A 23,339-nucleotide genomic window follows, 5' to 3' on the forward strand; every position below is an offset into this window, starting at 1 on the left:
CATGGCAAAGAAGCTGGGTACTGGGAAATTGGGTGTTGGCGTCATCGGCTGCGGCAACATCTCGAAGGCGTATTTTTCGCTGGCGCCGTTGTTTCGCGGCATCGAGATGCGCGCCTGCGCCGACATCAACATGGACGCGGCCAGGGCGCGGGCGAAGGAATTCAAGCTGCGCGCCGAGACCGTCGAGGATCTGCTCAAGGCCGACGATATCGACATCATCGTCAACCTGACCATTCCGGCCGTGCATTACGAGGTGTCGAAGCAGGTGCTCGATGCCGGCAAGCATGTCTATTCCGAAAAGCCGTTCGTGCTGTCGCTCAAGGAGGGTCAGGACCTCAAGGCGCGGGCCCAGAAGAGGGGGCTGCGCATAGGCTCTGCGCCGGACACCTTCCTCGGCGGCGCGCACCAGCTGGTGCGCGAACTGATCGACGAGGGCAAGCTTGGCAAGATCACCAGCGGCACCTGCCACGTCATGGGCCACGGTATGGAGCATTGGCACCCCAATCCCGACTTCTTCTTCCAGCCCGGCGCGGGACCAGTGCTCGACATCGGACCGTACTACATCACCAATCTCATCCAGCTGATCGGGCCGGTGAAGCAGGTGGCGGCTTTCGCGACGACCCCCGCCAAGGAACGGACCATCAGCTCAAAGCCGCGCGCGGGCGAAAAAATCCCGGTCAACACGCCGACCACCATCCATGGCCTGCTGGAATTCGAGAACGGCGCCGTGGTGACGCTGAACACAAGCTGGGATGTGTGGGCTCACGGCCACGCGCCGATGGAACTCTATGGCGAGGCCGGGACGGTGTTCGTGCCGGATCCGAACTTCTTCGGCGGCGACGTGCGCTTCACCGAAGAAGGCAAGCCGGTCAAGAAGCTGCCGAAATGGAAGCATCCGCTTGGCGTTCCCAATGAGATGCATGGCCAGGGCATGATGGCCAATTACCGCACGGCGGGCCTGGCCGACATGGCGCTGGCGATCGCCGAAGGGCGGCCGCACCGCTGCTCGATGGAGCTCGCGCTGCATGCCGTCGATGTCATGACCGGCCTCCTGCGCTCCGGCGAAACCGGCAAGTTCGTCGCCATGCAGACCACTTGCGAGCGTCCGGCCGCGCTTGGCGTCAAGCAGGCCAAGGAGCTGCTGGCCAAGAAGAAGTAGTCGCATGGATTATCGATAATTTTGCCTTACCCCTCTCCCCGTTCCTCCGGGGAGGGGGTAAAGGATGGGGTACGGGTACGGGCATGCCCATCGCCTCTGCGATGACGGTGCCCTGTCCGTTCAGATTCGAGGATTTCCCGATGCCCTATATCGCCGCTGAAAACCGCTACGAGAAAATGATCTACAACCGCTGCGGTCGGTCCGGCCTCAAGCTGCCGGCGATCTCGCTCGGGCTGTGGCACAATTTCGGCGACGACACGCCGCATCGGACCAAGCAGGCGATCGTGCGAAAGGCCTTCGATCTTGGCATCACCCATTTCGACCTCGCCAACAATTATGGGCCGCCGCCCGGCTCGGCCGAGACGGCTTTCGGCGAGATACTGCGTACTGATTTTGCCCCCTATCGCGACGAACTGATCATCTCGACCAAGGCCGGCTACGAAATGTGGGCCGGCCCCTACGGCGAATGGGGCGGGCGCAAATACATGCTGGCCAGCCTCGACCAGAGCCTGAAGCGGATGGGCCTCGACTATGTCGACATCTTCTATTCGCACCGCTTCGATCCCGATACGCCGCTCGAAGAAACCATGGGCGCGCTCGACCATGCGGTTCGTTCGGGCAAGGCGCTCTACGCCGGCATCTCGTCCTACAATTCGCAGCGCACCCGCGAGGCCGCCGACATATTGAGGCAACTCGGTACGCCCTGCGTCATCCATCAGCCGAGCTATTCGATGCTGAACCGCTGGGTCGAGGAGGACGGACTGCTCGACACGCTCGAGGGGCTCGGCGTCGGCTCCATCGTGTTCTCGCCGCTGGCGCAAGGCATGCTGACCGACAAATATCTCGGCGGCATTCCCGATGGCAGCCGGGCCTCCCAGGGCAAGTCGCTGAAAACAGCTTTCATCAACGATCGCACCATTGCCAACATCAAGGCGCTCAACGCGATCGCCGGCAAGCGCGGCCAGACGCTGGCCCAGATGGCCTTGGCCTGGGTGCTGCGCAGGGGCCGGGTTACCTCAGCGCTGATCGGCGCCAGCCGGCCCGAGCAGGTCGAGGACTGCGTCGGGGCGCTGAAGGTGCTCGACTTCAGCGACGCCGAACTGGCCGAAATCGATACATACGCGCGCGAGTCCGACATCAACCTGTGGGCTGCTTCCGCCGAGCGCAAAGGCCCGCCGAGGAAATAGCTGAAGCCGGCTAATGAAGGCTGGCGGAATTGCTCGCGCCGGCCTTCGCGGATGAAGTCAAGTCAGGGCGTGGCCGGCCTCCCTGAGGCGGCGTTGATCGCCGCGTGGGTCGGCAGGCCAATGGTGCCTAGCACACCCTTGGCTACCCTCGTCGAGATTTCTGCCAATGTGCCCGCGCGTCATCGATTGGCCCGGGACAACAACAGAAGAGTAGCAAAGAGGGCGGTTCGTCGCTATCTGAATGGGATCGGGCCGTTTGCATGCGCAGACAGCCCGCCAACAGTGCAGGACAAGTGGAACAGGACCATGGCGGCAAGGGATGTGCTGACGAAAAACCAGTTGTGCGTGCTCGAGAAACTCGAGATCGCCAGCGGGCCGCTCAGCGCCTACACCTTGCTCGATCAGCTTCGCGAGCGCGGTTTTCGCGCCCCATTGCAGGTCTATCGCGCGCTCGACACGCTGGTGAAATCAGGTTTCGTGCACCGGCTGGAAAGCATTAATTCCTTCGTCGCCTGCGCCGAGCCGCACGACCATAGCCACTCGATGACCGCCTTCGCCATATGCGATACTTGCGGGCAGGTGACCGAAATGTCCGATCACGACGTCGATCACCGGCTGAACGAATGGGTCAACTCGACCGGCTTCGCCGCCAAGAAGGCGGTGATCGAATTTCGCGGGACCTGCGCGAAATGTTTGGCGCAAGCGGCCTGAGGGCCTTCGCCAGCGCGTCAGTGTGCCTCGTCCCAGTTGCTGGCGGCCCGCGCGTCGACATGCAGCGGCACCGACATCGAGACCGCCGGCATCGCCGCGTTTTCCATGACATGGCGCACGACGGGGATCGTCGCCTCGACTTCCGCCTCGACCGTTTCGAAGATCAGTTCGTCATGCACCTGCAGGAGCATGCGGGCCGACAGCCTGGCCTTGTCCAAGGCTTCCTCCATGCGGATCATGGCGCGGCGGATGATGTCGGCGGCGGTGCCTTGCAGGCGGGCGTTGATCGAGGCGCGCTCGTTGAACGCGCGCAGCGACGGGTTCGAGGACCTGATGTCGGGATAGTGGATGCGGCGGCCGAAGATCGTTTCGACGAAGCCGTGCTCGCGGGCATAGGCCTTGGTCTCCTCGATATAATCGCGGATGCCGGGAAAGCGCTCGAAGTATTTCTTGATGTAGGCGCTCGCCTCCTCGCGCGGGATCGACAGCTGGTTGGCGAGACCGAAGGCCGAGATGCCATAGATGATGCCGAAATTGATCGCCTTGGCGCGGCGGCGCACTTCCGACGGCATACCCTCCACGGGCACGTTGAACATTTCAGACGCTGTGATGGCGTGGATGTCGGCGCCATCCGCAAAGGCCTGCCGCAATTGCGGGATTTCAGCGACATGGGCGAGCACGCGCAGTTCGATCTGGCTGTAGTCGGCTGACACCAGCCGGAGGCTCTTGTCGGTGATGAAGGCGGTCCGGATCTTGCGGCCTTCAGCCGTGCGCACCGGAATGTTCTGCAGGTTCGGGTCGGAAGACGACAGACGGCCCGTCGTCGTCGCGGCGAGCGCGTAGGAGGTGTGGACGCGTTTCGTGTCGGGATTGACGAAGCCGGGCAGGGCGTCGGTGTAGGTCGATTTCAGCTTGGTCAGCTGGCGCCAATCGACGATCTTACGCGGCAGTTCGTGCCCTTCCGCGGCAAGGTCTTCGAGCAGCTGCGCCGAGGTCGACCACTGGCCGGTCTTGGTCTTGGAGCCGCCGGGCAGGCCCATGCGGCCGAACAATATGTCGCCGAGCTGCTTGGGTGAGCCGATGTTGATGCGCTCGCCGATGAGCAGGTAGATTTCCTCCTCGAGCCGGGCCGCACCTTGCGCCAGTTCCCCCGACAGCCGCGACAGGATCTGCCGGTCGACCGAAATGCCGCGCTGTTCCATGCGCGCCAGCACCGGCACCAGTGGCCGCTCCAGGCGTTCATAGACCGAGACCAGGCCCTTGGCGGCAAGCCGGGGCTTCAGCACCCGCCACAGCCGCAACGTCACGTCGGCATCCTCGGCGGCGTGAGCGGTCGCCCTGTCGATATCGACCTGGTCAAAACCGACAGAGTTCTTGCCGGAACCGGTCACGTCCTTGAGTTGAAGGGGTTTATGGCCAAGCCATTTGTCGGCAAGGGCATCCATGCCGTGGCCATGCGGCGTGCCGGCGTCGAGCACGTAGGAGATCAGCATGGTGTCGTCGAACGGCGCGACATCGATGCCGTAGCGGCTCAGGATGACCAGATCATATTTCAGGTTCTGCGCGATCTTCAGGACCGACCTGTCCTCGAACAGGGGTTTGAGGACCGCCAGAGCCTCGCGAAGCGGAATCTGGTTTTCGAGCGTGCCGCCGCCAAGCAGGTCGCCATTGCCGCTCTTATGGGCGAAGGGAATATAGCCGGCGCGGCCAGGCGCTGTGGCCATGGCCAAGCCGATCAGTTCGGCCTGCATCGGATCGGCCGAGGTGGCCCTGACGTCGAAGGCAGCGATACCGGCCTCCCGCGCCTCCGCGACCCAGGCTTTCAGCGTCGCGATATCGCGGATGCACTGATAGGCGGAGGTATCGATCTTGGCGGTCGCCGCTCTCTCCAGCCGCAATGCGGCCAGGAGGGAAGGGGTGTCACCTTGTTTTGGCGTCTCCGTCGTCTCGATTTCAGCAGCCTGGCCAGGCTCGGAGCCCGTCCCGTTCCGGGCAACGGGCGGTGTTCCGGCACCGACATCGGGGCCATGGGCGTTATCGGCGCGTTCGACGGGCACCGCGACAGCCTTGACGTCGCCGGCCTCGGTGCCGGTCGCTTCCGCCACACGGCGCGTCAGCGAGGTGAATTCCATGGTCTTGAGGAAGCCGATCAGCTTTGGTCCGTCGGGGGCATGCAGGACGAAATCGTCCAGTCCTTCTGCCACCGGCACATCGTTCTTCAGCGTCACCAGCTGGCGCGAGATCCGCGCCTTGTCGGCGTTGGCGATGATCGATTCCCGCCTTTTTTCCTGCTTGATCTCGCCGGCGCGGGCGAGCAATCCGTCGAGGTCGCCGAACTGCTCGAGCAGTTGCGCCGCGGTCTTTGGCCCGATGCCGGGCACGCCAGGCACATTGTCGACTGAGTCGCCCGTCAGCGCCTGCAGGTCGATCATCTTTTCCGGCGGCACGCCCCATTTCTCGACGACTTCGGGGATGCCGATCTGCCGGTCCTTCATCGGGTCGTACATGCCGACCGTTTCGCCAACCAGCTGCATCAGGTCCTTGTCGGAGGAGATGATGGTGGTGTCGCCGCCGGCCTCGCAGGCCAGCCGGCAATAGGTGGCGATGAGATCGTCGGCCTCGAAGCCTTCCATCTCGACGCAGGGCAGGTTGAACGCCCTGGTAGCCTGGCGGATCAGGCCGAACTGCGGGATCAGATCCTCGGGCGGAGCCGAACGGTTGGCCTTGTATTCGGGATAAAGGTCGTTGCGGAAGGTTTTCGAGGAATAGTCGAAGATGACGGCGAAATGCGTCGGCACAATTCCCACATCGGTGTTGCGGGCGTCCTGCATTAGCTTCCACAGCATGTTGCAGAAGCCGGAAACCGCACCGACCGGCAGGCCATCCGACTTGCGGGTCAGCGGCGGCAGCGCATGATAGGCGCGGAAGATGTAGCCCGAGCCGTCGATGAGGAAGAGATGATCGCCTTTTTTCATGCGGCAGGGATAGCGCGGCGCGATGGCTTGGTCCATGCCAAAGACATCGCCAGATACAACACCCTGACAGATCGCGACCCTGACCGATCGGAGGCATACAGGCCCGCTCACGGGCACGTTACAAAAGTGTAACGTTGACGCCCTTGAATCGCCACGTTCACAGACCCAAATACACGTCATCGGCAGTTTTCGCCGAAGTCCGGAGCAAGGCCCGTCCCCCGCCTATACCGGACAATTGCGGCAGCCTATCCCCCCTCTCCGGGCTGCCGCATCGTTTCGAGTAAAAGGCCGCCGTGGTTCCCCCTCCACCACGGCGGCATTTTTTTGCCCGCGGCGGCCATCCGGGTCGTGGTCCAATCGTCCCGGGCTTTTCGTTTCGCCGCTCTGCCTTTACGGTTCCGACACTGAACCGAAAGGCTATTGCAAATGTCCGCAGTCTCCCCCGTCCTCGACCGTCTCGACAAGAATCTCGACCAGAGCCTGGAACGGCTCTTCGGCCTGCTCGGGATCAAGTCGATCTCCACCGATCCAGCCTACGCCGCCGACTGCCGCAAGGCGGCGGAATGGCTGGTGGCGGAACTCAAACTGATCGGCTTCGACGCCAGTGTGCGCGACACGCCCGGCCACCCCATGGTGGTTGCGCATCATGATGGGCCGGCTGGCGCGCCGCATGTGCTGTTCTACGGCCACTACGACGTGCAGCCGGTCGACCCGATCGAATTGTGGGAAAACGATCCCTTCGCCCCCGCGATCAAGGAGGTGGGACCTGGTCACAAGATCATCACCGGGCGCGGCTCGGCCGACGACAAGGGCCAGCTGATGACCTTCGTCGAGGCATGCCGTGCCTGGAAACAGGTGCACGGCAGCCTGCCGTGCCGGGTCACCATCCTGTTCGAAGGCGAGGAGGAATCCGGCTCGCCCTCGCTGAAGCCGTTCCTCGAGGCCAATGCCGAGGAGCTCAAGGCCGACTTCGCGCTGGTCTGCGATACCAGCATGTGGGACCGCGACACGCCGTCGATCTGCGTCGGGCTACGCGGTCTGGTCGGCGAGGAGATCACGGTGAAGGCCGCCGACCGCGACCTGCATTCGGGCCTGTATGGCGGGGCTGCCGCCAACCCGATCCGCATCTTGGCCAAGGTACTGGCCGACATCCACGACAAGGACGGCCATATCACCATCCCGGGCTTCTATGACGGCGTCGAGGAAACCCCCTCGCAGGTGCTGAAATCATGGGAGACGCTGGGCGAGACGGCCGAGACCTTCCTTGGGCCTGTCGGCTTGTCCATCCCATCGGGCGAAAAAGGCCGCTCGGTGCTGGAACTGACCTGGGCGCGACCCACCGCCGAATTCAACGGCATCATCGGCGGCTATACCGGCAAGGGTTTCAAGACCGTCATCGCGGCGGAAGCCTCGGCAAAGATCTCGTTCCGCCTTGTCCACAAGCAGGATCCGGCCAAGATCCGCGCGGCCTTCCAGAAATTCGTCAAGGAACGCATCCCGGCCGATTGTTCGGTCGAATTCCATGCCCATGGCGGCTCACCGGCAATCCAGCTCTCTTACGACTCGCCCTTCCTGGCCAAGGCCAAGACAGCGCTTTCCGACGAATGGCCAAAGCCCGCGGTGACGACCGGCAGCGGCGGCTCCATTCCGGTGGTGGGCGACTTCCAGACCTATCTCGGCATGGAATCGCTGCTGGTCGGGTTCGGGCTCGATGACGATCGCATCCACTCGCCCAACGAGAAATACGAGCTTAGCTCCTTCCACAAGGGCCAGCGCTCCTGGGCGCGCATTCTGGATGCGCTGACACGCTGAGTGCGGAAAACACGTTTTCTTGTTGATTTTTCACCGGATCGCGGCGAGGACGGGTAACGCCGCGACCCGGAGAAAACGATGAGCGATATCCGCTTCCATAAAAACGATCTGCCCGACCTTTCGCATTACGATGTCGCGGCGGTGGCGATCGATACGGAAACGCTTGGCCTCAACCCGCACCGAGACCGGCTCTGCGTGGTGCAGATCTCGCCTGGCGACGGCAGCGCCGATGTCATCCAGATCGCGCCGGGCCAGAAGGAAGCACCAAACCTGGTCAAGCTGCTGGCAAACGACAGGGTGACCAAGCTGTTCCACTACGGTCGCTTCGACCTCGCTGTGCTCTACCACGCGTTTGGCGTGATGGCCGAGCCGGTGTTCTGCACCAAGATCGCCTCGCGGCTGACGCGCACCTACACCGACCGGCACGGGCTGAAGGACATCTGTTTCGAGCTTCTCGGCGTCGGTCTGTCCAAGGCGCAGCAATCGTCGGATTGGGCGGCCGAAACGCTGTCGCCCGAACAGCTCGAATACGCCGCCTCCGATGTGCTCTATCTGCATCGTTTGCGCGATGCGCTGGCGGGACGGCTGGCGCGCGAGGCCCGCACGAAGGAGGCGGATGCCTGTTTCCGCTTCCTGCCGACGCGGGCCAAGCTTGACCTGATGGGCTGGGGCGAAGAGGATATCTTCGCTCACAGTTGAGAAAAGGGATGAAATGGCGGACAGAAAGCCGATATCGACTGCGCCGACCGACGGCTCCAAGGTCACCGTCACCTGGAAGGACAGCGACGGCGTCCTCAACGAATCCATAGCGCAATACCGCGACGGCGGCTGGTGGGTCTACACCGACAGCCATACGCAGAAGAAGGTCGAGCCGACCAGCTGGCGGCCTGCTGCCAGCGACGACGACCAGTGAGCGCCGCTGGCGAGGCCGGCTGCTTTCGACTAGCCTGAAGCCGTTAATATCGGGGCCGATTCGGAGCCTTCCGCTCCGCACCCGCCCTCTTGCACGGAGGAACCCGCCATGGGTGTCGAAAGCCTTCTCGTCTTCATCCTCATTGGTGCCATCGCCGGCTGGCTCGCCGGTCTCATCGTTTCGGGTTTCGGCTTCGGCCTGATCGGCAACATCATCGTCGGCATTATCGGCGCGTTCATCGCCGGCTGGCTGTTTCCGCGCATCGGCTTCTCGATCGGTGGTGGCATCATCGCCTCCATAATCCACGCCACGATCGGCGCCATCATCCTTTTGGTTCTGGTCAGGGTGCTGAAACGAGCCTGAGGTTCGGCACGACAAAAGGCGCGCCATGAAGCAGAATACGCTCTATCTCATCATTGGCGCGCTCATCGTCGTGGTCGTCGCGCTGGGCGTCTACGTCTACCGCGAGCAGGCCAGGCCGAAAGGCGTCGAACTCAAGATCGACGACAAGGGCATTTCAATCCAGCAGAACTGAACCCGCCGGGATCCAGGAGCGTGACATGGGGGCTTCCGACGCGTGGCAGAGCGGAGAGCGGCCCAGGATTACCGTGGCGGAATGGGAGAGGCTGAACCGGCCGCCACGACGCGAGGCGTTGCTGCGCTATTACTGGCGGACTTTTCGCTTCCTGAGGACATCCGCGCCGGTCAGCGAATTGCAGGGACGACAGCAATCGTTCCGTGACGCGATCGTCGCCAGCGTTGCCTTCAACCGGCCTGATGTGATCGCATGGCAGATCCACCTCGTGCGCCGACACCTGGCCGAGCACGAGAGCTATATCGTCTTCGACAACAGCAAGAAGGAGGAGGCGAGGGAAGCCATCCGCGACCTCTGCCTGCGCCAGCACGTCCCCTATGTAGCGTTGCCGAGGAACAGGCTGACGGTCAGCAGATCGCACGGCCAGGCGCTCAACTGGATCGTGCGCAATTTCATGACCGGCTTGGCCCCGAAGGTCTTCGGCTTCATCGACCATGACATCTTTCCGACGGAATCTTTTTCAATCCGCGACCGGCTGAAGGGCAAGAGCGTTTACGGCAGTGTCCGGCGCGACACTCCGACGCCGGGCGGCTGGTTCTTGTGGCCCGCCTTCTGTTTTTTCGACGGAAGCCTGTTGCGGCAGCGGCTGGATTTCGCGCCGAGCTACAAATTCCGTATGGACTCGGGTGGCGGCAACTGGCCGCTGCTCTACCGCACGGTCGACCAGGCGCTGGTCAGATTTACCGAGAACAAGTTGCTGCGCTGCGGCGAGGGCGATGACGAGCACGAGGATTTCTTCATGTCGGTCGACGGCTGGCTGCATGTAACCAATGCCTCGAACTGGCGAAGGCAGCCGGTTGACAGGCGCGAACAACTTGTCGCCTTGTTGCGGCAAGCTGCGGGTCCTGACCATCTGGATGTGAAGTTCGAGCCGATCTAGAAGGATCGGGGTCCGTCGACCGCTCGAACAATGTCGTTGCTGTCACCTGCGAGGAGCAGGCGCTGGCCTTCTATCCGCCGGCGTCGATTGTCGGAACGGCAAGCTCGGGGATCGAGCCAGGCTTGGCGCGCTTTTAAGCGCAGGCTGAGCGCCGGACGTTTCCCGGTGGCGAACCGACGGTGTCGGAGAGAAGAGGATTAACAAATCCCTACGGAATTCAGAGGTTTGGTCGAAGGCCTGCTTAACCCGCCCTTAAATCGCCGCATCTACTCTTCAACCCGAGCGCCATTGGCACCGGGGACATCAAGCGCAGCGCATGGCGAACCGCAGAGACAGTCGCATCGAGCCCAGCTTCGAGGGACCGCCGCGAGCGAGATCCCAGACGGGTCTTTCGGTGAGCGAGGAGGACCGCGTCGTGCCGAGCAACCGCAAAGCCTCCGCCAAACGCAAATCATCGAAGGCGAAATCGCCGCGGGGGAGGCGCGGCGGAGGCGGGCGCGGGCTGTTCGGCGTGCTCGGCCGGCTGTTCTACTGGTGCTTCGTGCTCGCCATCTGGGGCGGCATCGCGGTGGCCGGCGTCGTCATCTACTACGGCGCCAAGATGCCGGCGGCCACGACCTGGTCGATCCCCGATCGTGCGCCCAACATCAAGATCGTCTCGGCCGATGGACAATTGCTCGCCAATCGCGGCATGAGCGGCGGCGAGGCGGTCGGCCTGCACGAAATGTCCCCCTATATTCCCGAGGCGGTGATCGCCATCGAGGACCGCCGTTTCTATTCGCATTTCGGTGTCGATCCGATCGGCCTGTCGCGCGCCATGGTCACCAACCTCATCGGCGGGCATTTCTCGCAAGGCGGTTCGACGCTGACGCAGCAATTGGCCAAGAACCTGTTCCTGACGCCGGATCGTACACTGGAGCGTAAAGTGCAGGAGGTGCTGCTGGCCCTGTGGCTCGAGCACAAGCACAGCAAGGACCAGATCCTCGAAATGTACCTCAACCGGGTCTATTTCGGCTCCGGCGCCTATGGCGTCGAGGCGGCCTCGCGCCGTTATTTCGGCAAGAGCGCACGCGACGTCACGCTGTCCGAAGCCGCCCTGCTTGCCGGCCTCTTGAAGGCGCCCTCGCGGCTGTCGCCGGCGCGCGATCCCAAGGCCGCCGAGGAGCGTTCGCAGCTGGTGCTCGGCGCCATGCGCGAGGAGGGCAAGATCAGCGAGAAAGAGTTGAAAACGGCGCTCAGCGCACCGGCGACGCGCTCGCCATCCTACTGGACCGGTTCGGAAAACTATGTCGCCGACACCATCATGGAAGAATTGCCCGACCTGATCGGCGACGTGCGCGGCGATATCGTCATCGATTCTACCGTGGACCTGAACCTGCAGAAACTTGCCGAAAAGTCGATACGCCGGCTGATCGACGACAGCGGCAAGAAGCTCAACGTCACCCAGGGCGCGCTGGTATCGATCGACGATTCCGGCGCGGTACGCGCCATGGTCGGCGGCTACGACTATTCGACCAGCCAGTTCGACCGTGCCTCGGAGGCGCGCCGGCAGCCGGGCTCGGCGTTCAAGCCGTTTGTCTATATGGCGGCACTTGAGGCCGGCCGCACGCCTGACAGCATCCGCAACGATGCGCCAATCAAGATCGGCAACTGGACGCCGGACAATTACGGCGGCAAGTACTTTGGCAAGGTCACCTTGGCGACAGCGCTGGCAAAATCGCTGAACTCGGTTGCCGCGCAGCTGACCATGGAAGTCGGCCCGAACGCGGTGGTGGAAGCCGCGCACCGCATGGGCATCCAGTCCGACCTGCAGGCCAACACCTCGATCGCGCTCGGCACCTCGGAAGTGACGCCATTGGAGCTGACTTCGGCCTATGTGCCCTTCGCCAATGGCGGCTACAAGCCGGACATCCATTTCATCCGCCGCGTGACGACGTCAGACGGCAAGGTGCTCTACGACAGCGCCGGCGGCAGCGCACCGCGCGTGATCAAGCCCGAGATCGTCGGCATGATGAATTCGATGATGACCGGCACGGTCGAGGTCGGCACCGCCAGGAAGGCGGCTTTCGCCTGGCCGTCGGCCGGCAAGACCGGCACCAGCCAGAATTCGCGCGACGCCTGGTTCGTCGGCTACACCGCCAATCTGACCACCGGCGTATGGTTCGGCAATGATGACGGCACGGCGATGAAGAAGGTCACCGGCGGCGCGCTGCCGGCGCAGGCCTGGCACGAGTTCATGGTCGCCGCGCATGAGGGCGTGCCGGTGCGGCCGCTGCCCGGCACCTGGAAATCGACGCCGGCCGACACCATCGTCCCCGACGAGATTCCCTCTGCCAGCAACAACCAGCCGGCACCGGTTCCGTCGGCGTCCGTCGGCCAGCAGGCGCCAGCCGCGCAGGCCGCGGCACAGGCGACGCCAGGGCCGGTCCGTGCGGCGCGGCCTGCCCAGACCGTCGATGCCGATGGCTTCGATATGCCGGCGGATGACGGCACCACCGCTTCGGTCGGACATCCGGTGCCGCCAGGCAGCGTCGGCGGTCGGCTCAAGAAACGGCAGACGTCGATCCTGGATATCCTTGGCGGCGGCTGAGCAGCCGGCTGGCGGCGTCAATCCGCCTCTCGCCACCTCGGCGGCATTCGGCTACATGTCCAGCCCGGAGACCGCGACATGACCGAGACCGGCACCAGAAAAACCATCGTGCTGACCGGCGCCAGCCGCGGTATCGGCCATGCCACCGTCAAGCGCTTTTCGCGCGAGGGCTGGCGCGTCATCACCTGCTCGCGCCAGGCTTTTGCCGAGGATTGTCCGTGGCCGGCAGGGCCGGAAGATCACATCAAGGTCGATCTCGCCGACCAGGAGGATGTCGGCATCGCGGTCTCGGAAATCCGCCATCGGCTGGAAGCACATGGTGGCCAGTTGCACGCGCTGGTCAACAATGCAGGCATTTCGCCCAAGCTCAAGGACGGCAACAGCCGCATGAACTCGATCGACACGCCGATGCATGTCTGGCGCGACGTGTTCCAGGTCAATTTCTTCGCGCCGATCATGCTGGCGCGCGGCCTATTCAAGGAATTGGCGGCGGCCAAGGGCTCGATCGTCAATGTGACGTCGATCGCCGGCACCCGCGTGCATCCCTTCGCCGGCACCGCCTATGCGACGTCGAAGGCCGCGCTCGGCTCGCTGACGCGCGAGATGGCGCATGATTTCGGCCCCCACGGCATCCGTGTCAACGCCATCGCGCCAGGCGAGATCGACACCGCGATCCTGTCGCCGGGCACGGAAAAAATCGTCGAGACCATCCCACTGCGGCGCCTGGGCACCACGGCTGAGGTGGCCGATATCATCTTCTTCCTGTGCTCGAGCCAAGCGTCCTACGTGACCGGCTCGGAAATCCACATCAATGGCGGCCAGCACGTGTGAACTGGTCGAGCCAAGGTCCGCTCATCTGGCCAGGGTGACAACAGCCTTCGCAGTTCATTCGTGGCTTGATCAACGCGCCTGTGGGCAGCGCCGGCTCAGGCAGCGGACGGTTCAGCGACCCGCGGCTTGTGGCCAAGCACCTCTTCGACAATGCCGCGCGCGATCTCGCGTTCGCCCATGATCACCGTATCGGCGCCGAGCCCCTTGAGATGCTCGACCTCGGCGTCGGAATGGGCGCGGGCGACGACGTTGATGTTGGGATTGGCGGCGCGTGCCCGCAGCACGATCTGGCCGGCCTCGAACGCGTTGGGAATGGCAAGGATCAGCTGCGTGGCGCCTTCGGGATTTGCGGCGGCGAAGACTTCGGCGTTGGCGGCGTTGCCGGCGACGGTTTCGATGCCGTCTGCTTTCAGCTTCGCCAGCGTCTTGTCGGCATCCTCGATGACCAGGAAAGGCCGTGCTGCTTCTTTCAACGCGGCACCGACGATGCCGCCGACGCGGCCGTAGCCGATCAGGATGGCATGACCGGTGAGCGCCGTCCTTGGTGGCGGGCCGTCTTCCTTTTTGGATGCCATGGCGACCGAGGCGACATGGCCTGGTTCCGTCGCAGGACCAACCGGCTTGGCGTCCGCCGGCGGCGCCGTCCTGGCGGCGCGGGCCTCGAGCCACGGCTTCATCCAATCGATGACCAGGAACATCAGCGGGTTGAGCACGATCGACAGGATGGCGCCGGCCAGGATGAGGTCCCGTCCCTGTTCGGGCAGAAGTTTCAGCCCGACGCCGAGTTCGGCCAGGATGAAGGAGAATTCGCCGATCTGGGCAAGGCTGGCCGAAATCATCAAGGCCGTGGCCAGCGGATAGCCGAAGGCGACGACGATGACGAACGCCGCCAGCGACTTGCCGATGACGATGATGGCCAGCGTCGCCAGGATCGGCAGGCCGTTGCTGAACAGGCTGAACGGGTCGAACAGCATGCCGACGGAGACGAAGAACAGCACCGAGAAAGCATCTCGCAGCGGCAGCGATTCTTCCGCGGCACGGTGGCTGAGCTCGGATTCGCTCATGATCATGCCGGCGAAGAAGGCGCCCAGCGCCAGCGAGACGCCGAACAGTTTTGCCGCGCCGAAGGCGACGCCGAGCGCTATTGCCAGCACCGAGAGGCGGAACAGTTCGCGCGACCCGGTATGGGCGACATAGTGCAGGATCCAGGGAATGACCCTGCGGCCGACCACCAGCATGACGACGACGAAGGCGGCGACCTTCGCCAGCGTGATGCCGACGACACCCCAGATGCCGTAACTGGCCGGCAGCGCCAGCAGGCCGCTCGAATGGGCATCGGCCTGTTCCTGGCCGCCGAGTACGCCGGCAAGGGCCGGCAACAGCACCAGCGCCAGCACCATGGCCAGATCCTCGACGATAAGCCAGCCAACGGCGATGCGGCCGCGCTCGGTCTCGATCAAGCGGCGTTCCTGAAGCGCGCGCAGCAGCACCACGGTCGAGGCGACCGATAGCGCCAGGCCAAACACCACGCCCGCCCCCATCGACCAGCCGAGCATCCAGGACAGCCCGGCGCCGAGCGCCGTGGCAAAGCCGATCTGGACAATGGCGCCCGGCACGGCAATGGCGCGGACCGACAGAAGGTCCTTCAACGAAAAATGCAGGCCGACGCCGAACATCAGGAGGATGACGCCGATTTCGGCCAATTCGTTGGCAAGGCCGGCGTCGGCGACAAAACCGGGTGTGTTCGGCCCAACCAGCACGCCGGCTACGAGATAGCCGACCAGTGGCGGAATGCGGAACCGATTGGCGAGGGCGCCGAAGACGAAAGCCAGCCCCAGACCGGCGACGATGGTGGCGATAAGGGGCGTGTCATGCGGCATTGTCTATGGAGCGCCTTTCAAGCCAGCGATGTCGGATATGCGCCGCCCTAAGCCGCCGCCTGTTTGCAATATGGTGGACGGGGTGTCGGCGATGCAACCCGCAAAGCCGCGAATCAACGTCGAGACGGCAAAAATCTGACCGGCAGCTGAGTGACTGCCGGTCAGGTGCCTGGGATCAGTGGCGACCGTGCTGCGACCCGATAGGCGCCTTCGCCGCGCGTGGTCAGGCTGCCTGCAGCAACGCCTCGATCTCGAAAATGGCGTGGTTGGTCATGGTCTTCGGGATTTCGGCCGTCACCTTGTCGCCAACCTCCTTATGCAGCTTCTTGCGCATCGCGCCGAGCACCATGGGCGGGGCGACAAGCACAAGGCTGTCGAATGCACCCTCATGTGCAAGCTTGTAGAGGCGGGCGGCAATCTCCTCGGCGAAGCGTTCCTTGCCGATGCGATGCCAGTCGGTCTCCTCGACCGCGCTGCGATGCACGGATGGGCCGTCATTGTATCGACCGGGGCTGTCGCTTCCCTGTTCGCGTGTGGGCGGGTTCTCCTGTTCCATCACCTGCACGACTTCAAGGTTGGGAAACTTGGTGTCGCCGGCGTTCTTGAGCAGGAGCGCCTTTTCGCCGTCGGCCACCAAAACCCAAATGCCATGCTTCAGTTTGATCGTGTTCATAGGGACGCTCCTTGTTGAGTGGTGGCTATACCGGGAACGCATTTTGACCCGTCAACGTTCCACCCGAACGGAGGACCGAGTGGCCGTGCAGACAGGCGCTGAATACGAAATCACCACCGGACGACTTTAATCTACTGAATTGGTAGAAATTAGAAAAAACTGTTTTGTGGGATCGGTCGCCGGCAGCTAAAAGTGCCTGAAATCAAGGCGCGTTTCAGCAGCCCCGGCGCTCCCGGTGCATGGGCATGGAATATTTTTCTCCTGCCCTTCGCGGTTGCGGAAAAGCGATTGCCTGCCATCACCGGATGCGCGAGTGCTTTGCTTCTGCTTTTTTACGCTTGGGCGTAAAACTGCGACCCTGTTCCCGGATCTGCTTTGTCATGTCGCAAGCCACCACCAAGCTCAACGCCTTCCCCGTCTTCATGCGGGTCGAGGGCGAAGCCGTGGCCATTGTCGGCGGCGGCGAGGAGGCTTTGGCCAAGGCGCGGCTGATCGCCCAGTCGAGCGCGGTCCTGCACATCATCGCTGGGGATGCCGAACCGGATCTGTTGGCCTTCATCGCCGAGACGGGCGCGAACCATATGCCCGGCGCGTATGATGCTTCGCAGCTTGAAGGCGCCGTGATGGTGTTTGCCGCCAGCGGCGACGAGGCGCTCGACCGTCGCGTCGCCGCCGACGCGCGCCGGCTGGGCATTCCCGTCAATGCCGTCGACCGGCCGGACCTCTGTGATTTCTTCACTCCGGCGCTGGTCAACCGCGCACCGGTCGCCGTGGCGATCGGTACCGAAGGCGCGGGGCCCGTGCTTGCCCAGATGCTGCGCAGCCGCATCGACCGCATGCTGTCGCCCTCGCTCGGGCCACTGGCAGCGCTTGCGGCGTCATTCCGCAATGCCGCCGAGAGATTGCCCAGGGGCAATGTACGCCGCCGTTTCTGGAGCGACTTCTTCGGCGGAGCGCCAGCACGCGCCGTCGAGGCCGGCGAATTTTCACAGGCGCGCGAAGCCGCCACCGATCTGCTGTTGTCCGACGCGCCCATTCGCGGCCACATCGCCCTGGTGGGCGCCGGTCCCGGCGCCGAGGACCTGCTGACCCTGCAGGCGCATCGTCTGCTGATGGAGGCCGATGTCATCGTCCATGACGCGCTGGTGCCGGAGGCGATCGTCGCCATGGGCCGCCGCGATGCCGAGCGCCTGCCGGTGGGAAAGCGCAAGGGCTGCCATACCAAGAGCCAGGCCGAAATCAATGCGTTGCTGGTGGATCTCGGTCGTCAGGGCAAGCGCGTCGTGCGGCTGAAATCGGGCGATCCGCTGGTGTTCGGCCGCGCCAGCGAGGAGATGGCCGCGCTTCGTGACGCCGGCATCGCCTATGAGGTGGTTCCAGGCGTCACAGCGGCCTTTGCCGCTGCCGCCGATTTCGAACTGCCGTTGACGCTGCGCGGCGTTTCCTCCTCGATGGTGTTCACCACCGGCCACGATCTCAAGGGCAATTCACTGCCGGATTGGGCCAAGCTCGCGATTTCCGGCGCTACCGTTGCCGTCTACATGGGCCGCTCGGTCGCGGCCGAAGTTGCCGGCCGGCTGATCGAGGCGGGCTTGTCGCCGGACACGGCGGTCGCCGTGGTCGAGAATGCCAGCCTGGCCAATCGCCGACGCTTCCACGGCACACTTGCCGACCTGCCGTCGCTGGAAGCGCGCGCCGATCTGTCGGGCCCGGTCATGACCATCATCGGCGACGCCGTCGCCGGCGCCAATTTCGAGCGGTCCGAGCCGCTCGCGGCACACAGGCACGAGAGCGCACCCGTAGCAGCCGCCGAGGGAGTTCAGCCATGAAGATACTGACCGCCAATCGCCTCGGCGACGGCATTGCCGTGTGGTACGCCGATGGCGGCTGGGCCGAGACGGTGGACCATGCGGACCTTGCCCAGGACAAGGCGGCCGAGGATCGGCTGGAGGCGATCGGCGCCAAGGCCCATGCCGACAATGAAGTGGTCGACGTCAATCTGATCGACGCGGACATCGTCGATGGCGTTGTCGAGCCGGTGCGGCTGCGCGAGAAGATCCGCGCCGCCGGCCCGACCATCCGCAACGACCTCGGCAAGCAGGCCGAGCGGGCGGCATAGCCAGGACACCAGGTGAACGGGCGGACGCGCCCTGAAAGACGAAGCATGTACCGTTACGATGAGTTCGACCACGATTTTGTCCAGGCCCGCGTCGCCGAGTTCAGCGACCAGGTCGAGCGCCGGCTGTCCGGCGAGATCACCGAGGACCAGTTCCGGCCGCTCCGGCTGATGAACGGCGTCTATCTGCAGCTGCACGCCTACATGCTGCGCATCGCGGTGCCCTACGGCACGCTGAACGGCAAGCAGTTGCGCATGCTCGGCCACATCGCCCGCAAATACGATAAGGGCTACGGCCATTTCACCACGCGCCAGAACATCCAGTTCAACTGGCCGGCGCTGTCGGACATTCCGGCAATTCTGGCGGACCTGGCCAGCGTGGAGATGCACGCCATCCAGACCAGCGGCAACTGCATCCGCAATGTCACCGCCGATCATTTTGCCGGGGCTGCCGCCGACGAGGTCGCCGATCCGCGTCCCTATGCGGAAATCCTGCGGCAGTGGTCTTCGGTGCATCCGGAATTCTCGTTCCTGCCGCGCAAGTTCAAGATCGCGGTGACGGGAGCCGAGCGCGATCGCGCCGCCATCCAGACACACGACATCGGCCTGCACCTGAAGAAGAACGCCGCCGGCGAACTCGGCTTCGCCGTCTATGTCGGTGGTGGCCAGGGCCGCACGCCGATGGTGGCGAGGAAGATCCGCGACTTCTTGCCCGAAGCCGACCTTCTCTCCTACTGCACGGCGATCCTGCGCGTTTACAATCTCTATGGCCGCCGCGACAACAAGTACAAGGCGCGCATCAAGATCCTGGTCCACGAGACCGGCGCCGAGGAAATCACCCGGCAGGTCGAGGCCGAGTGGCAGGAATTGAAGGACGCGGAGCTGAAGCTGCCCGAGGCGGACATCCGCGCGATCGAGGCCTATTTCGCACCGCCGGCGCTGACCGGGCGGCCGGACGGCGACGCAGCCGTCAAGGTGGCGCGGCTGGATTCCAAGGGCTTCTCGGACTGGCTCGACCAGAACGTGGTGACGCACCGCCACCCCGACTACGCGGCGGTGACGATCTCGCTCAAGGGTTTCGGCGAGGTGCCGGGCGATGCGACCGACAGCCAGATGGAAGCGGTCGCCGACATTGCCGAGAAATATGCCTTCGACGAGCTTCGCGTCAGCCACGAGCAGAACCTGATCCTGCCGCATGTGGCGCGTGCCGACCTCAAGGCGGTCTATGACGCGCTGGTCGACATCGGGCTGGCGACGGCTAATTCCAACCTGATCTCGGACATCATCTCGTGCCCGGGCCTCGATTATTGCGCGCTGGCGACGGCACGCTCGATCCCGATCGCACAGGAAATCTCGCGCCGCTTCGCCTCGCTGGAGCGGCAGCGCGAGATCGGCGAATTGAAGCTGAAGATCTCCGGCTGCATCAATGCCTGCGGCCACCACCATGTCGGCCATATCGGCATCCTCGGTGTCGAGAAGAAGGGCTCCGAACTCTACCAGGTGACATTGGGCGGTTCGGCCGACGAGAACACTTCGGTCGGCGAGATCATCGGCCGTGGCTTCTCTTCGGAAGAAATCACCGACGCCATCGAGCAGATCGTCGACACCTATCTCGGCCTTCGGCTCAACCCGCAGGAAAAATTCATCGACGCCTACCGCCGTGTCGGTCCCGCGCCGTTCAAGGAGGCGCTCTATGCTGGCGAAGCCAAGGCCGCTTGACCATATTGCCGATGCCGATGACGGCATCGCCGCCAAAGCGGCGGGGTTTGACGCGCTCTACGGTCATCTCAGCCCGATCGAGATCATCGAACGATCGGCCAACGATCTGTTTCACGACGAGATCGCCGCCGTGTCTTCGTTCGGCGCGGATTCGGCGGTGCTGCTGCATATGATCGCCAAGATCGACCGCACGCTGCCGGTCATCTTCCTCGATACCGGCAAGCATTTCGAGGAGACGCTCGGCTATCGCGACGCGCTGGTCGCCGATTTCGGATTGACCAACATCCGGGTGATCAAGCCGGACGAAGCGGCGCTCGAACGGATCGACCCGACCGGCAATCTGCACCAGAACAATACCGATGCCTGCTGCGACGCGCGCAAGGTCGAGCCGCTGGCACGTGGCGTCGCACCCTTTCGCGCCTGGTTCACGGGCCGCAAACGCTTCCAGGCCCCGACACGGGCCGCACTTCCGGTGTTCGAGGCCGTCGGCCCTCGCATTCGCATCAATCCGCTGGCGCACTGGACGACGTCGGACCAGGCCGACTACATGCGCGCGCATGCGCTGCGCGAAAACCCACTGGTTGCCTATGGTTACCTGTCGATTGGCTGCTTTCCCTGCACGCAGCCGGTGCAGCCGGGCGAGGATGCGCGCAGCGGCCGCTGGGCCGGCCACGCCAAGACCGAGTGCGGCATTCATCTGTCGGGACTGGAAGTGTCGCTGACCGACGCATCACTATAAGGTATGTTGCAATTCAGGTGAGGCCGGGCTGCAAACGGCAGCTTCCGGTGCTCACGGACTTCAAGTACGTTTCGCTCCGGTTCTCGCAAGCAGCCGTTTTCGACGCAACCTGACCTGAATTTCAACACACGCTCGAGCTCTTCCAATTTTAGGAATTTTGATGACTGGACTGACGACACCGGAGACCCGGCTCTGGACCCCGGAGGGTTTTCGCGAGGACGAGTGGAGCCATGCCGAAAGCGCCGACGCGCTTTCCGGCAATGGCCGATTCATCTTGCCGCTGCAGGCCTTCCTCGATCTCGACCCGGAGGTGCGCCGCTCGGCGAAGGAGCGGCTCGGCGTCGTCCTGCAGCCCGGCGACCAGCTCGAGAAGATCGCCGACCTGCTCGACCAGTTGTCGCTGGTGGCGCTGGCCTTCCCGGCTTTCGGCGACGGCCGCTCCTTCTCCAAGGGCGAACTGCTGCGCAGCCGTTATCATTTCACGGGCGCGCTGCGTGCCACTGGGCAGGTCCTGGTCGACCCGTTGCCGCACATGCTGCGGCTTGGCTTCGATGAATTCGAGATCTCGAATCCAGTGCTCTTGAAGCGTCTGGAAGAAGGCCGCACCGGCGGGTTGGGGCTTTATTACCAGCCGGCCGCCATAACGGAGACCAAGGGTCCGAAATATTCCTGGCGGCGCCTTCGCAACAGCTGATGCTTTTTGTAAACTAGGAAGACCGAAGGCCCTCTCACCCGAAACTGGTCGTACCAATTGTGCGATTTGCGCTTTTCCTTCCGGCATCTTGCCCTTAGGATACCGCTGTTATTTCGCGACCCGAAATAAATGGCCACAAAGGGAGGAACCGGGAATGGCTGGCAAGAAGATATTGATGCTCGTTGGCGAGTTCAGCGAGGAATACGAGATTTTCGTCTTTGAACAGGCCATGCATGCGGTCGGCCATACCGTGCATGTCGTTTGCCCGGACAAGAAGGCGGGCGATGTGCTGAAAACATCGCTGCACGATTTCGAAGGCCACCAGACCTACACCGAGAAGCCCGGACACGATTACATCCTCAACAAGACGTTTTCCGAGGTGGATCCGGCCCAGTACGATGCCGTCTACGCGGCGGGCGGGCGCGGTCCCGAGTACATCCGTATCGACAAGCGCGTGCAGGCGCTGGTGCGGCACTTCCATGAGACAGGCAAGCCGATCTTCACCATCTGCCATGGCGTGCAGATCCTGATCGCGGTCGACGGCGTGGTGCGGGGCAGGGAAGTGGCGGCGCTTCACTATTGCGAGCCGGAAGTCACGCTGGCCGGCGGCATCTATATCGACGTCGCGCCGAACGGGGCCCATGTCGACGGCAATCTCGTTTCGGCCAAGGGCTGGCCGGGCCTGTCCAATTTCATCCGCGAATGCCTGAAGGTGCTGGGCACGGAGATCCGCCATGGCCAGATCCTGATGCGCGACGAGCGGCAAGCGGCCTGAGAAAGGTTTGGGAAATACCGCCGCGCGCTGGCGCGGCGGTATGCTCTACGCCGCCATCCGCGCTTCGCGGAACGACACCAGTTTGTGGCTGCTTTCGTCCCACAAGGCCAGTTTGACGCAGCGCAGGCTCTCGAGCAGCGTGACGCGGCCGATGCCGCGCAACTCGGGATAATCCCGCAGCACTTCCTGCAGCCGGTAGCCGGGCACCTTGGCGGAGAGGTGGTGGACGTGGTGAACGCCGATATTGCCGGTGAACCAGTTCAGCACCGGCGGGAGGTCGTAATAGGACGAGCCATGCAGGGCGGCGCGCTGGAACTCCCATTCCTCATCCTTCGCCCATTCGGTCTCCTCGAACTGGTGCTGGACATAGAACAGCCAGATGCCGGCCGAACCGGCGAGAATGACGATCGGCAGATGGACGATCAGGAACGCGCCGGGGCCGATGACCCAGATGAGGATGGCCGCGGCAAGCGCGATGCCAAGATTGGTGGTCATTGACGACACCCAGGGCGTCAGGCCGCCACGCATCATGCCGATAGGCAGCCTTTGCGAGAAGATGAACAGCCAGATCGGCCCCAGGCCGAACATCACCAGGGGATGGCGGTAGAGGCGATAAGCCAGGCGACCCCGCCAGGACATCCGCCGGTATTCGGCGACGGTCAGCGTCCTGATGTCGCCCATGCCGCGTTCGTCGAGATTGCCGGCGCTGGCATGATGGGTGGCATGGGCACGCCGCCAGCAGTCGTAGGGCGTCAGCGTCAGGATTCCCAGCGCCCGGCCGATCCAGTCATCGGCAATGCGATTGGCAAAGAAGGAGCCATGGCCGCAATCGTGCTGGATCATGAAAATCCGCACCAGGAAGCCGGCCGCGGGCAGGATCAGCACCAGTCCCCACCAATGACCATAGGCATAGGCAGCGGAAGACAGAGCCCACAGCGTGGCGAAAGGAACGAGGGTGATGGCGAGTTCGAGTGTGCTACGCCGCCTGTCAGGCTTCTTGTAGCGCGCCAGGATCTTGAGCCAGGCACGCTTGCTGTTGGCAGCTGCCTCGGGGGAAATCATGTTCATCAGGAAGCATAGGCAGGGTGCG

Annotated in this window: 21 protein-coding genes; 17 read left to right on the forward strand and 4 right to left on the reverse strand. The window is 63.7% G+C overall.

Annotated features, from left to right (window positions below; translation table 11 throughout):
- Nucleotide 1 precedes the first annotated feature (1 nt).
- From LB571_RS16690 to LB571_RS16700, 3 genes are all read left to right on the forward strand, one after another.
- Nucleotides 2-1,159, forward strand: a complete 1,158-nt coding sequence (locus LB571_RS16690) for a Gfo/Idh/MocA family protein (protein WP_224596083.1) — start codon at nt 2-4, stop codon at nt 1,157-1,159.
- Nucleotides 1,160-1,299: 140 nt separating this feature from the next.
- Nucleotides 1,300-2,346, forward strand: coding sequence for an L-glyceraldehyde 3-phosphate reductase (gene mgrA, locus LB571_RS16695; protein WP_224596496.1), 1,047 nt, complete (start codon nt 1,300-1,302; stop codon nt 2,344-2,346).
- A gap of 306 nt (nt 2,347-2,652) precedes the next feature.
- Nucleotides 2,653-3,057: a Fur family transcriptional regulator gene (locus LB571_RS16700; RefSeq protein ID WP_015315682.1), complete on the forward strand. Its 405-nt coding sequence runs from the start codon at nt 2,653-2,655 to the stop codon at nt 3,055-3,057.
- Nucleotides 3,058-3,074: 17 nt separating this feature from the next.
- Here the strand turns inward: LB571_RS16700 and polA are convergent, their stop codons facing one another.
- On the reverse strand, nt 3,075-6,032 hold the full coding sequence (polA, locus tag LB571_RS16705) for a DNA polymerase I (RefSeq protein WP_224596498.1): 2,958 nt from the start codon (nt 6,030-6,032) through the stop codon (nt 3,075-3,077).
- 426 nt (nt 6,033-6,458) lie between these two features.
- Here polA and LB571_RS16710 point away from each other — a divergent pair, with 426 nt between their 5' ends.
- The 8 genes from LB571_RS16710 (at nt 6,459) to LB571_RS16745 (ending at nt 13,653) form a co-directional block, all read left to right on the forward strand.
- The gene (locus LB571_RS16710; RefSeq protein ID WP_224596085.1) at nt 6,459-7,844 is read left to right on the forward strand and encodes a M20/M25/M40 family metallo-hydrolase; all 1,386 of its coding nucleotides are present in this window, start codon (nt 6,459-6,461) and stop codon (nt 7,842-7,844) included.
- Between the two features lie 78 nt (nt 7,845-7,922).
- A complete protein-coding gene (locus tag LB571_RS16715; RefSeq protein ID WP_224596086.1) occupies nt 7,923-8,543 on the forward strand; it encodes a ribonuclease D in 621 nt (206 codons plus the stop codon).
- 13 nt (nt 8,544-8,556) lie between these two features.
- On the forward strand, nt 8,557-8,757 hold the full coding sequence (locus tag LB571_RS16720) for a hypothetical protein (protein ID WP_140713186.1): 201 nt from the start codon (nt 8,557-8,559) through the stop codon (nt 8,755-8,757).
- Nucleotides 8,758-8,865: 108 nt separating this feature from the next.
- Nucleotides 8,866-9,120, forward strand: a complete 255-nt coding sequence (locus LB571_RS16725; RefSeq protein WP_015315687.1) for a GlsB/YeaQ/YmgE family stress response membrane protein — start codon at nt 8,866-8,868, stop codon at nt 9,118-9,120.
- 25 nt (nt 9,121-9,145) lie between these two features.
- Nucleotides 9,146-9,292, forward strand: coding sequence for a hypothetical protein (locus LB571_RS16730; protein WP_015315688.1), 147 nt, complete (start codon nt 9,146-9,148; stop codon nt 9,290-9,292).
- A 25-nt stretch (nt 9,293-9,317) separates the two neighbouring features.
- Nucleotides 9,318-10,232, forward strand: coding sequence for a hypothetical protein (locus tag LB571_RS16735; protein WP_224596088.1), 915 nt, complete (start codon nt 9,318-9,320; stop codon nt 10,230-10,232).
- Nucleotides 10,233-10,548: 316 nt separating this feature from the next.
- Nucleotides 10,549-12,822, forward strand: coding sequence for a transglycosylase domain-containing protein (locus tag LB571_RS16740; RefSeq protein ID WP_224596092.1), 2,274 nt, complete (start codon nt 10,549-10,551; stop codon nt 12,820-12,822).
- A 78-nt stretch (nt 12,823-12,900) separates the two neighbouring features.
- Nucleotides 12,901-13,653, forward strand: coding sequence for an SDR family NAD(P)-dependent oxidoreductase (locus LB571_RS16745; RefSeq protein WP_224596095.1), 753 nt, complete (start codon nt 12,901-12,903; stop codon nt 13,651-13,653).
- A 95-nt stretch (nt 13,654-13,748) separates the two neighbouring features.
- On the opposite strand, the gene LB571_RS16750 is transcribed toward LB571_RS16745, so the two are convergent.
- Entirely contained in the window at nt 13,749-15,533 is a 1,785-nt protein-coding gene (locus LB571_RS16750; protein ID WP_224596112.1) for a cation:proton antiporter, read from the reverse strand.
- A 223-nt stretch (nt 15,534-15,756) separates the two neighbouring features.
- Complete coding sequence (locus tag LB571_RS16755; RefSeq protein WP_015315693.1) at nt 15,757-16,206, reverse strand: host attachment protein; 450 nt, start codon at nt 16,204-16,206, stop codon at nt 15,757-15,759.
- 380 nt (nt 16,207-16,586) lie between these two features.
- Here LB571_RS16755 and cysG point away from each other — a divergent pair, with 380 nt between their 5' ends.
- From cysG to LB571_RS16785, 6 genes are all read left to right on the forward strand, one after another.
- Nucleotides 16,587-18,035, forward strand: a complete 1,449-nt coding sequence (gene cysG, locus LB571_RS16760; protein ID WP_224596115.1) for a siroheme synthase CysG — start codon at nt 16,587-16,589, stop codon at nt 18,033-18,035.
- The gene (locus LB571_RS16765) at nt 18,032-18,325 is read left to right on the forward strand and encodes a DUF2849 domain-containing protein (RefSeq protein WP_224528917.1); all 294 of its coding nucleotides are present in this window, start codon (nt 18,032-18,034) and stop codon (nt 18,323-18,325) included. Before cysG ends, LB571_RS16765 begins: the two co-directional genes overlap by 4 nt.
- A 45-nt stretch (nt 18,326-18,370) precedes the next feature.
- The gene (locus LB571_RS16770) at nt 18,371-20,041 is read left to right on the forward strand and encodes a nitrite/sulfite reductase (RefSeq protein WP_224596118.1); all 1,671 of its coding nucleotides are present in this window, start codon (nt 18,371-18,373) and stop codon (nt 20,039-20,041) included.
- A complete protein-coding gene (locus LB571_RS16775; protein ID WP_224596122.1) occupies nt 20,016-20,780 on the forward strand; it encodes a phosphoadenylyl-sulfate reductase in 765 nt (254 codons plus the stop codon). Before LB571_RS16770 ends, LB571_RS16775 begins: the two co-directional genes overlap by 26 nt.
- A 160-nt stretch (nt 20,781-20,940) precedes the next feature.
- Entirely contained in the window at nt 20,941-21,474 is a 534-nt protein-coding gene (locus LB571_RS16780; RefSeq protein WP_140713194.1) for a DUF934 domain-containing protein, read from the forward strand.
- Between the two features lie 154 nt (nt 21,475-21,628).
- Nucleotides 21,629-22,249: a DJ-1/PfpI family protein gene (locus tag LB571_RS16785; RefSeq protein ID WP_015315699.1), complete on the forward strand. Its 621-nt coding sequence runs from the start codon at nt 21,629-21,631 to the stop codon at nt 22,247-22,249.
- 45 nt (nt 22,250-22,294) lie between these two features.
- Here LB571_RS16785 and LB571_RS16790 read toward each other — a convergent pair whose 3' ends face one another.
- Nucleotides 22,295-23,317: a fatty acid desaturase gene (locus LB571_RS16790; RefSeq protein ID WP_140713196.1), complete on the reverse strand. Its 1,023-nt coding sequence runs from the start codon at nt 23,315-23,317 to the stop codon at nt 22,295-22,297.
- Nucleotides 23,318-23,339: the final 22 nt, after the last annotated feature.

The sequence above is a fragment of the Mesorhizobium sp. BR1-1-4 genome, from assembly GCF_020165375.1.
GTDB lineage: Bacteria > Pseudomonadota > Alphaproteobacteria > Rhizobiales > Rhizobiaceae > Mesorhizobium > Mesorhizobium australicum.

Bases quoted from the DNA above. Each gene is read 5' to 3' on its own strand.
- LB571_RS16690 (WP_224596083.1), top strand. From the start codon at position 2: ATGGCAAAGAAGCTGGGTACTGGGAAATTGGGTGTTGGCGTCATCGGC.
- mgrA (WP_224596496.1), top strand. From the start codon at position 1,300: ATGCCCTATATCGCCGCTGAAAACCGCTACGAGAAAATGATCTACAAC.
- LB571_RS16700 (WP_015315682.1), top strand. From the start codon at position 2,653: ATGGCGGCAAGGGATGTGCTGACGAAAAACCAGTTGTGCGTGCTCGAG.
- polA (WP_224596498.1), bottom strand. From the start codon at position 6,032: ATGAAAAAAGGCGATCATCTCTTCCTCATCGACGGCTCGGGCTACATC.
- LB571_RS16710 (WP_224596085.1), top strand. From the start codon at position 6,459: ATGTCCGCAGTCTCCCCCGTCCTCGACCGTCTCGACAAGAATCTCGAC.
- LB571_RS16715 (WP_224596086.1), top strand. From the start codon at position 7,923: ATGAGCGATATCCGCTTCCATAAAAACGATCTGCCCGACCTTTCGCAT.
- LB571_RS16720 (WP_140713186.1), top strand. From the start codon at position 8,557: ATGGCGGACAGAAAGCCGATATCGACTGCGCCGACCGACGGCTCCAAG.
- LB571_RS16725 (WP_015315687.1), top strand. From the start codon at position 8,866: ATGGGTGTCGAAAGCCTTCTCGTCTTCATCCTCATTGGTGCCATCGCC.
- LB571_RS16730 (WP_015315688.1), top strand. From the start codon at position 9,146: ATGAAGCAGAATACGCTCTATCTCATCATTGGCGCGCTCATCGTCGTG.
- LB571_RS16735 (WP_224596088.1), top strand. From the start codon at position 9,318: ATGGGGGCTTCCGACGCGTGGCAGAGCGGAGAGCGGCCCAGGATTACC.
- LB571_RS16740 (WP_224596092.1), top strand. From the start codon at position 10,549: ATGGCGAACCGCAGAGACAGTCGCATCGAGCCCAGCTTCGAGGGACCG.
- LB571_RS16745 (WP_224596095.1), top strand. From the start codon at position 12,901: ATGACCGAGACCGGCACCAGAAAAACCATCGTGCTGACCGGCGCCAGC.
- LB571_RS16750 (WP_224596112.1), bottom strand. From the start codon at position 15,533: ATGCCGCATGACACGCCCCTTATCGCCACCATCGTCGCCGGTCTGGGG.
- LB571_RS16755 (WP_015315693.1), bottom strand. From the start codon at position 16,206: ATGAACACGATCAAACTGAAGCATGGCATTTGGGTTTTGGTGGCCGAC.
- cysG (WP_224596115.1), top strand. From the start codon at position 16,587: ATGTCGCAAGCCACCACCAAGCTCAACGCCTTCCCCGTCTTCATGCGG.
- LB571_RS16765 (WP_224528917.1), top strand. From the start codon at position 18,032: ATGAAGATACTGACCGCCAATCGCCTCGGCGACGGCATTGCCGTGTGG.
- LB571_RS16770 (WP_224596118.1), top strand. From the start codon at position 18,371: ATGTACCGTTACGATGAGTTCGACCACGATTTTGTCCAGGCCCGCGTC.
- LB571_RS16775 (WP_224596122.1), top strand. From the start codon at position 20,016: ATGCTGGCGAAGCCAAGGCCGCTTGACCATATTGCCGATGCCGATGAC.
- LB571_RS16780 (WP_140713194.1), top strand. From the start codon at position 20,941: ATGACTGGACTGACGACACCGGAGACCCGGCTCTGGACCCCGGAGGGT.
- LB571_RS16785 (WP_015315699.1), top strand. From the start codon at position 21,629: ATGGCTGGCAAGAAGATATTGATGCTCGTTGGCGAGTTCAGCGAGGAA.
- LB571_RS16790 (WP_140713196.1), bottom strand. From the start codon at position 23,317: ATGAACATGATTTCCCCCGAGGCAGCTGCCAACAGCAAGCGTGCCTGG.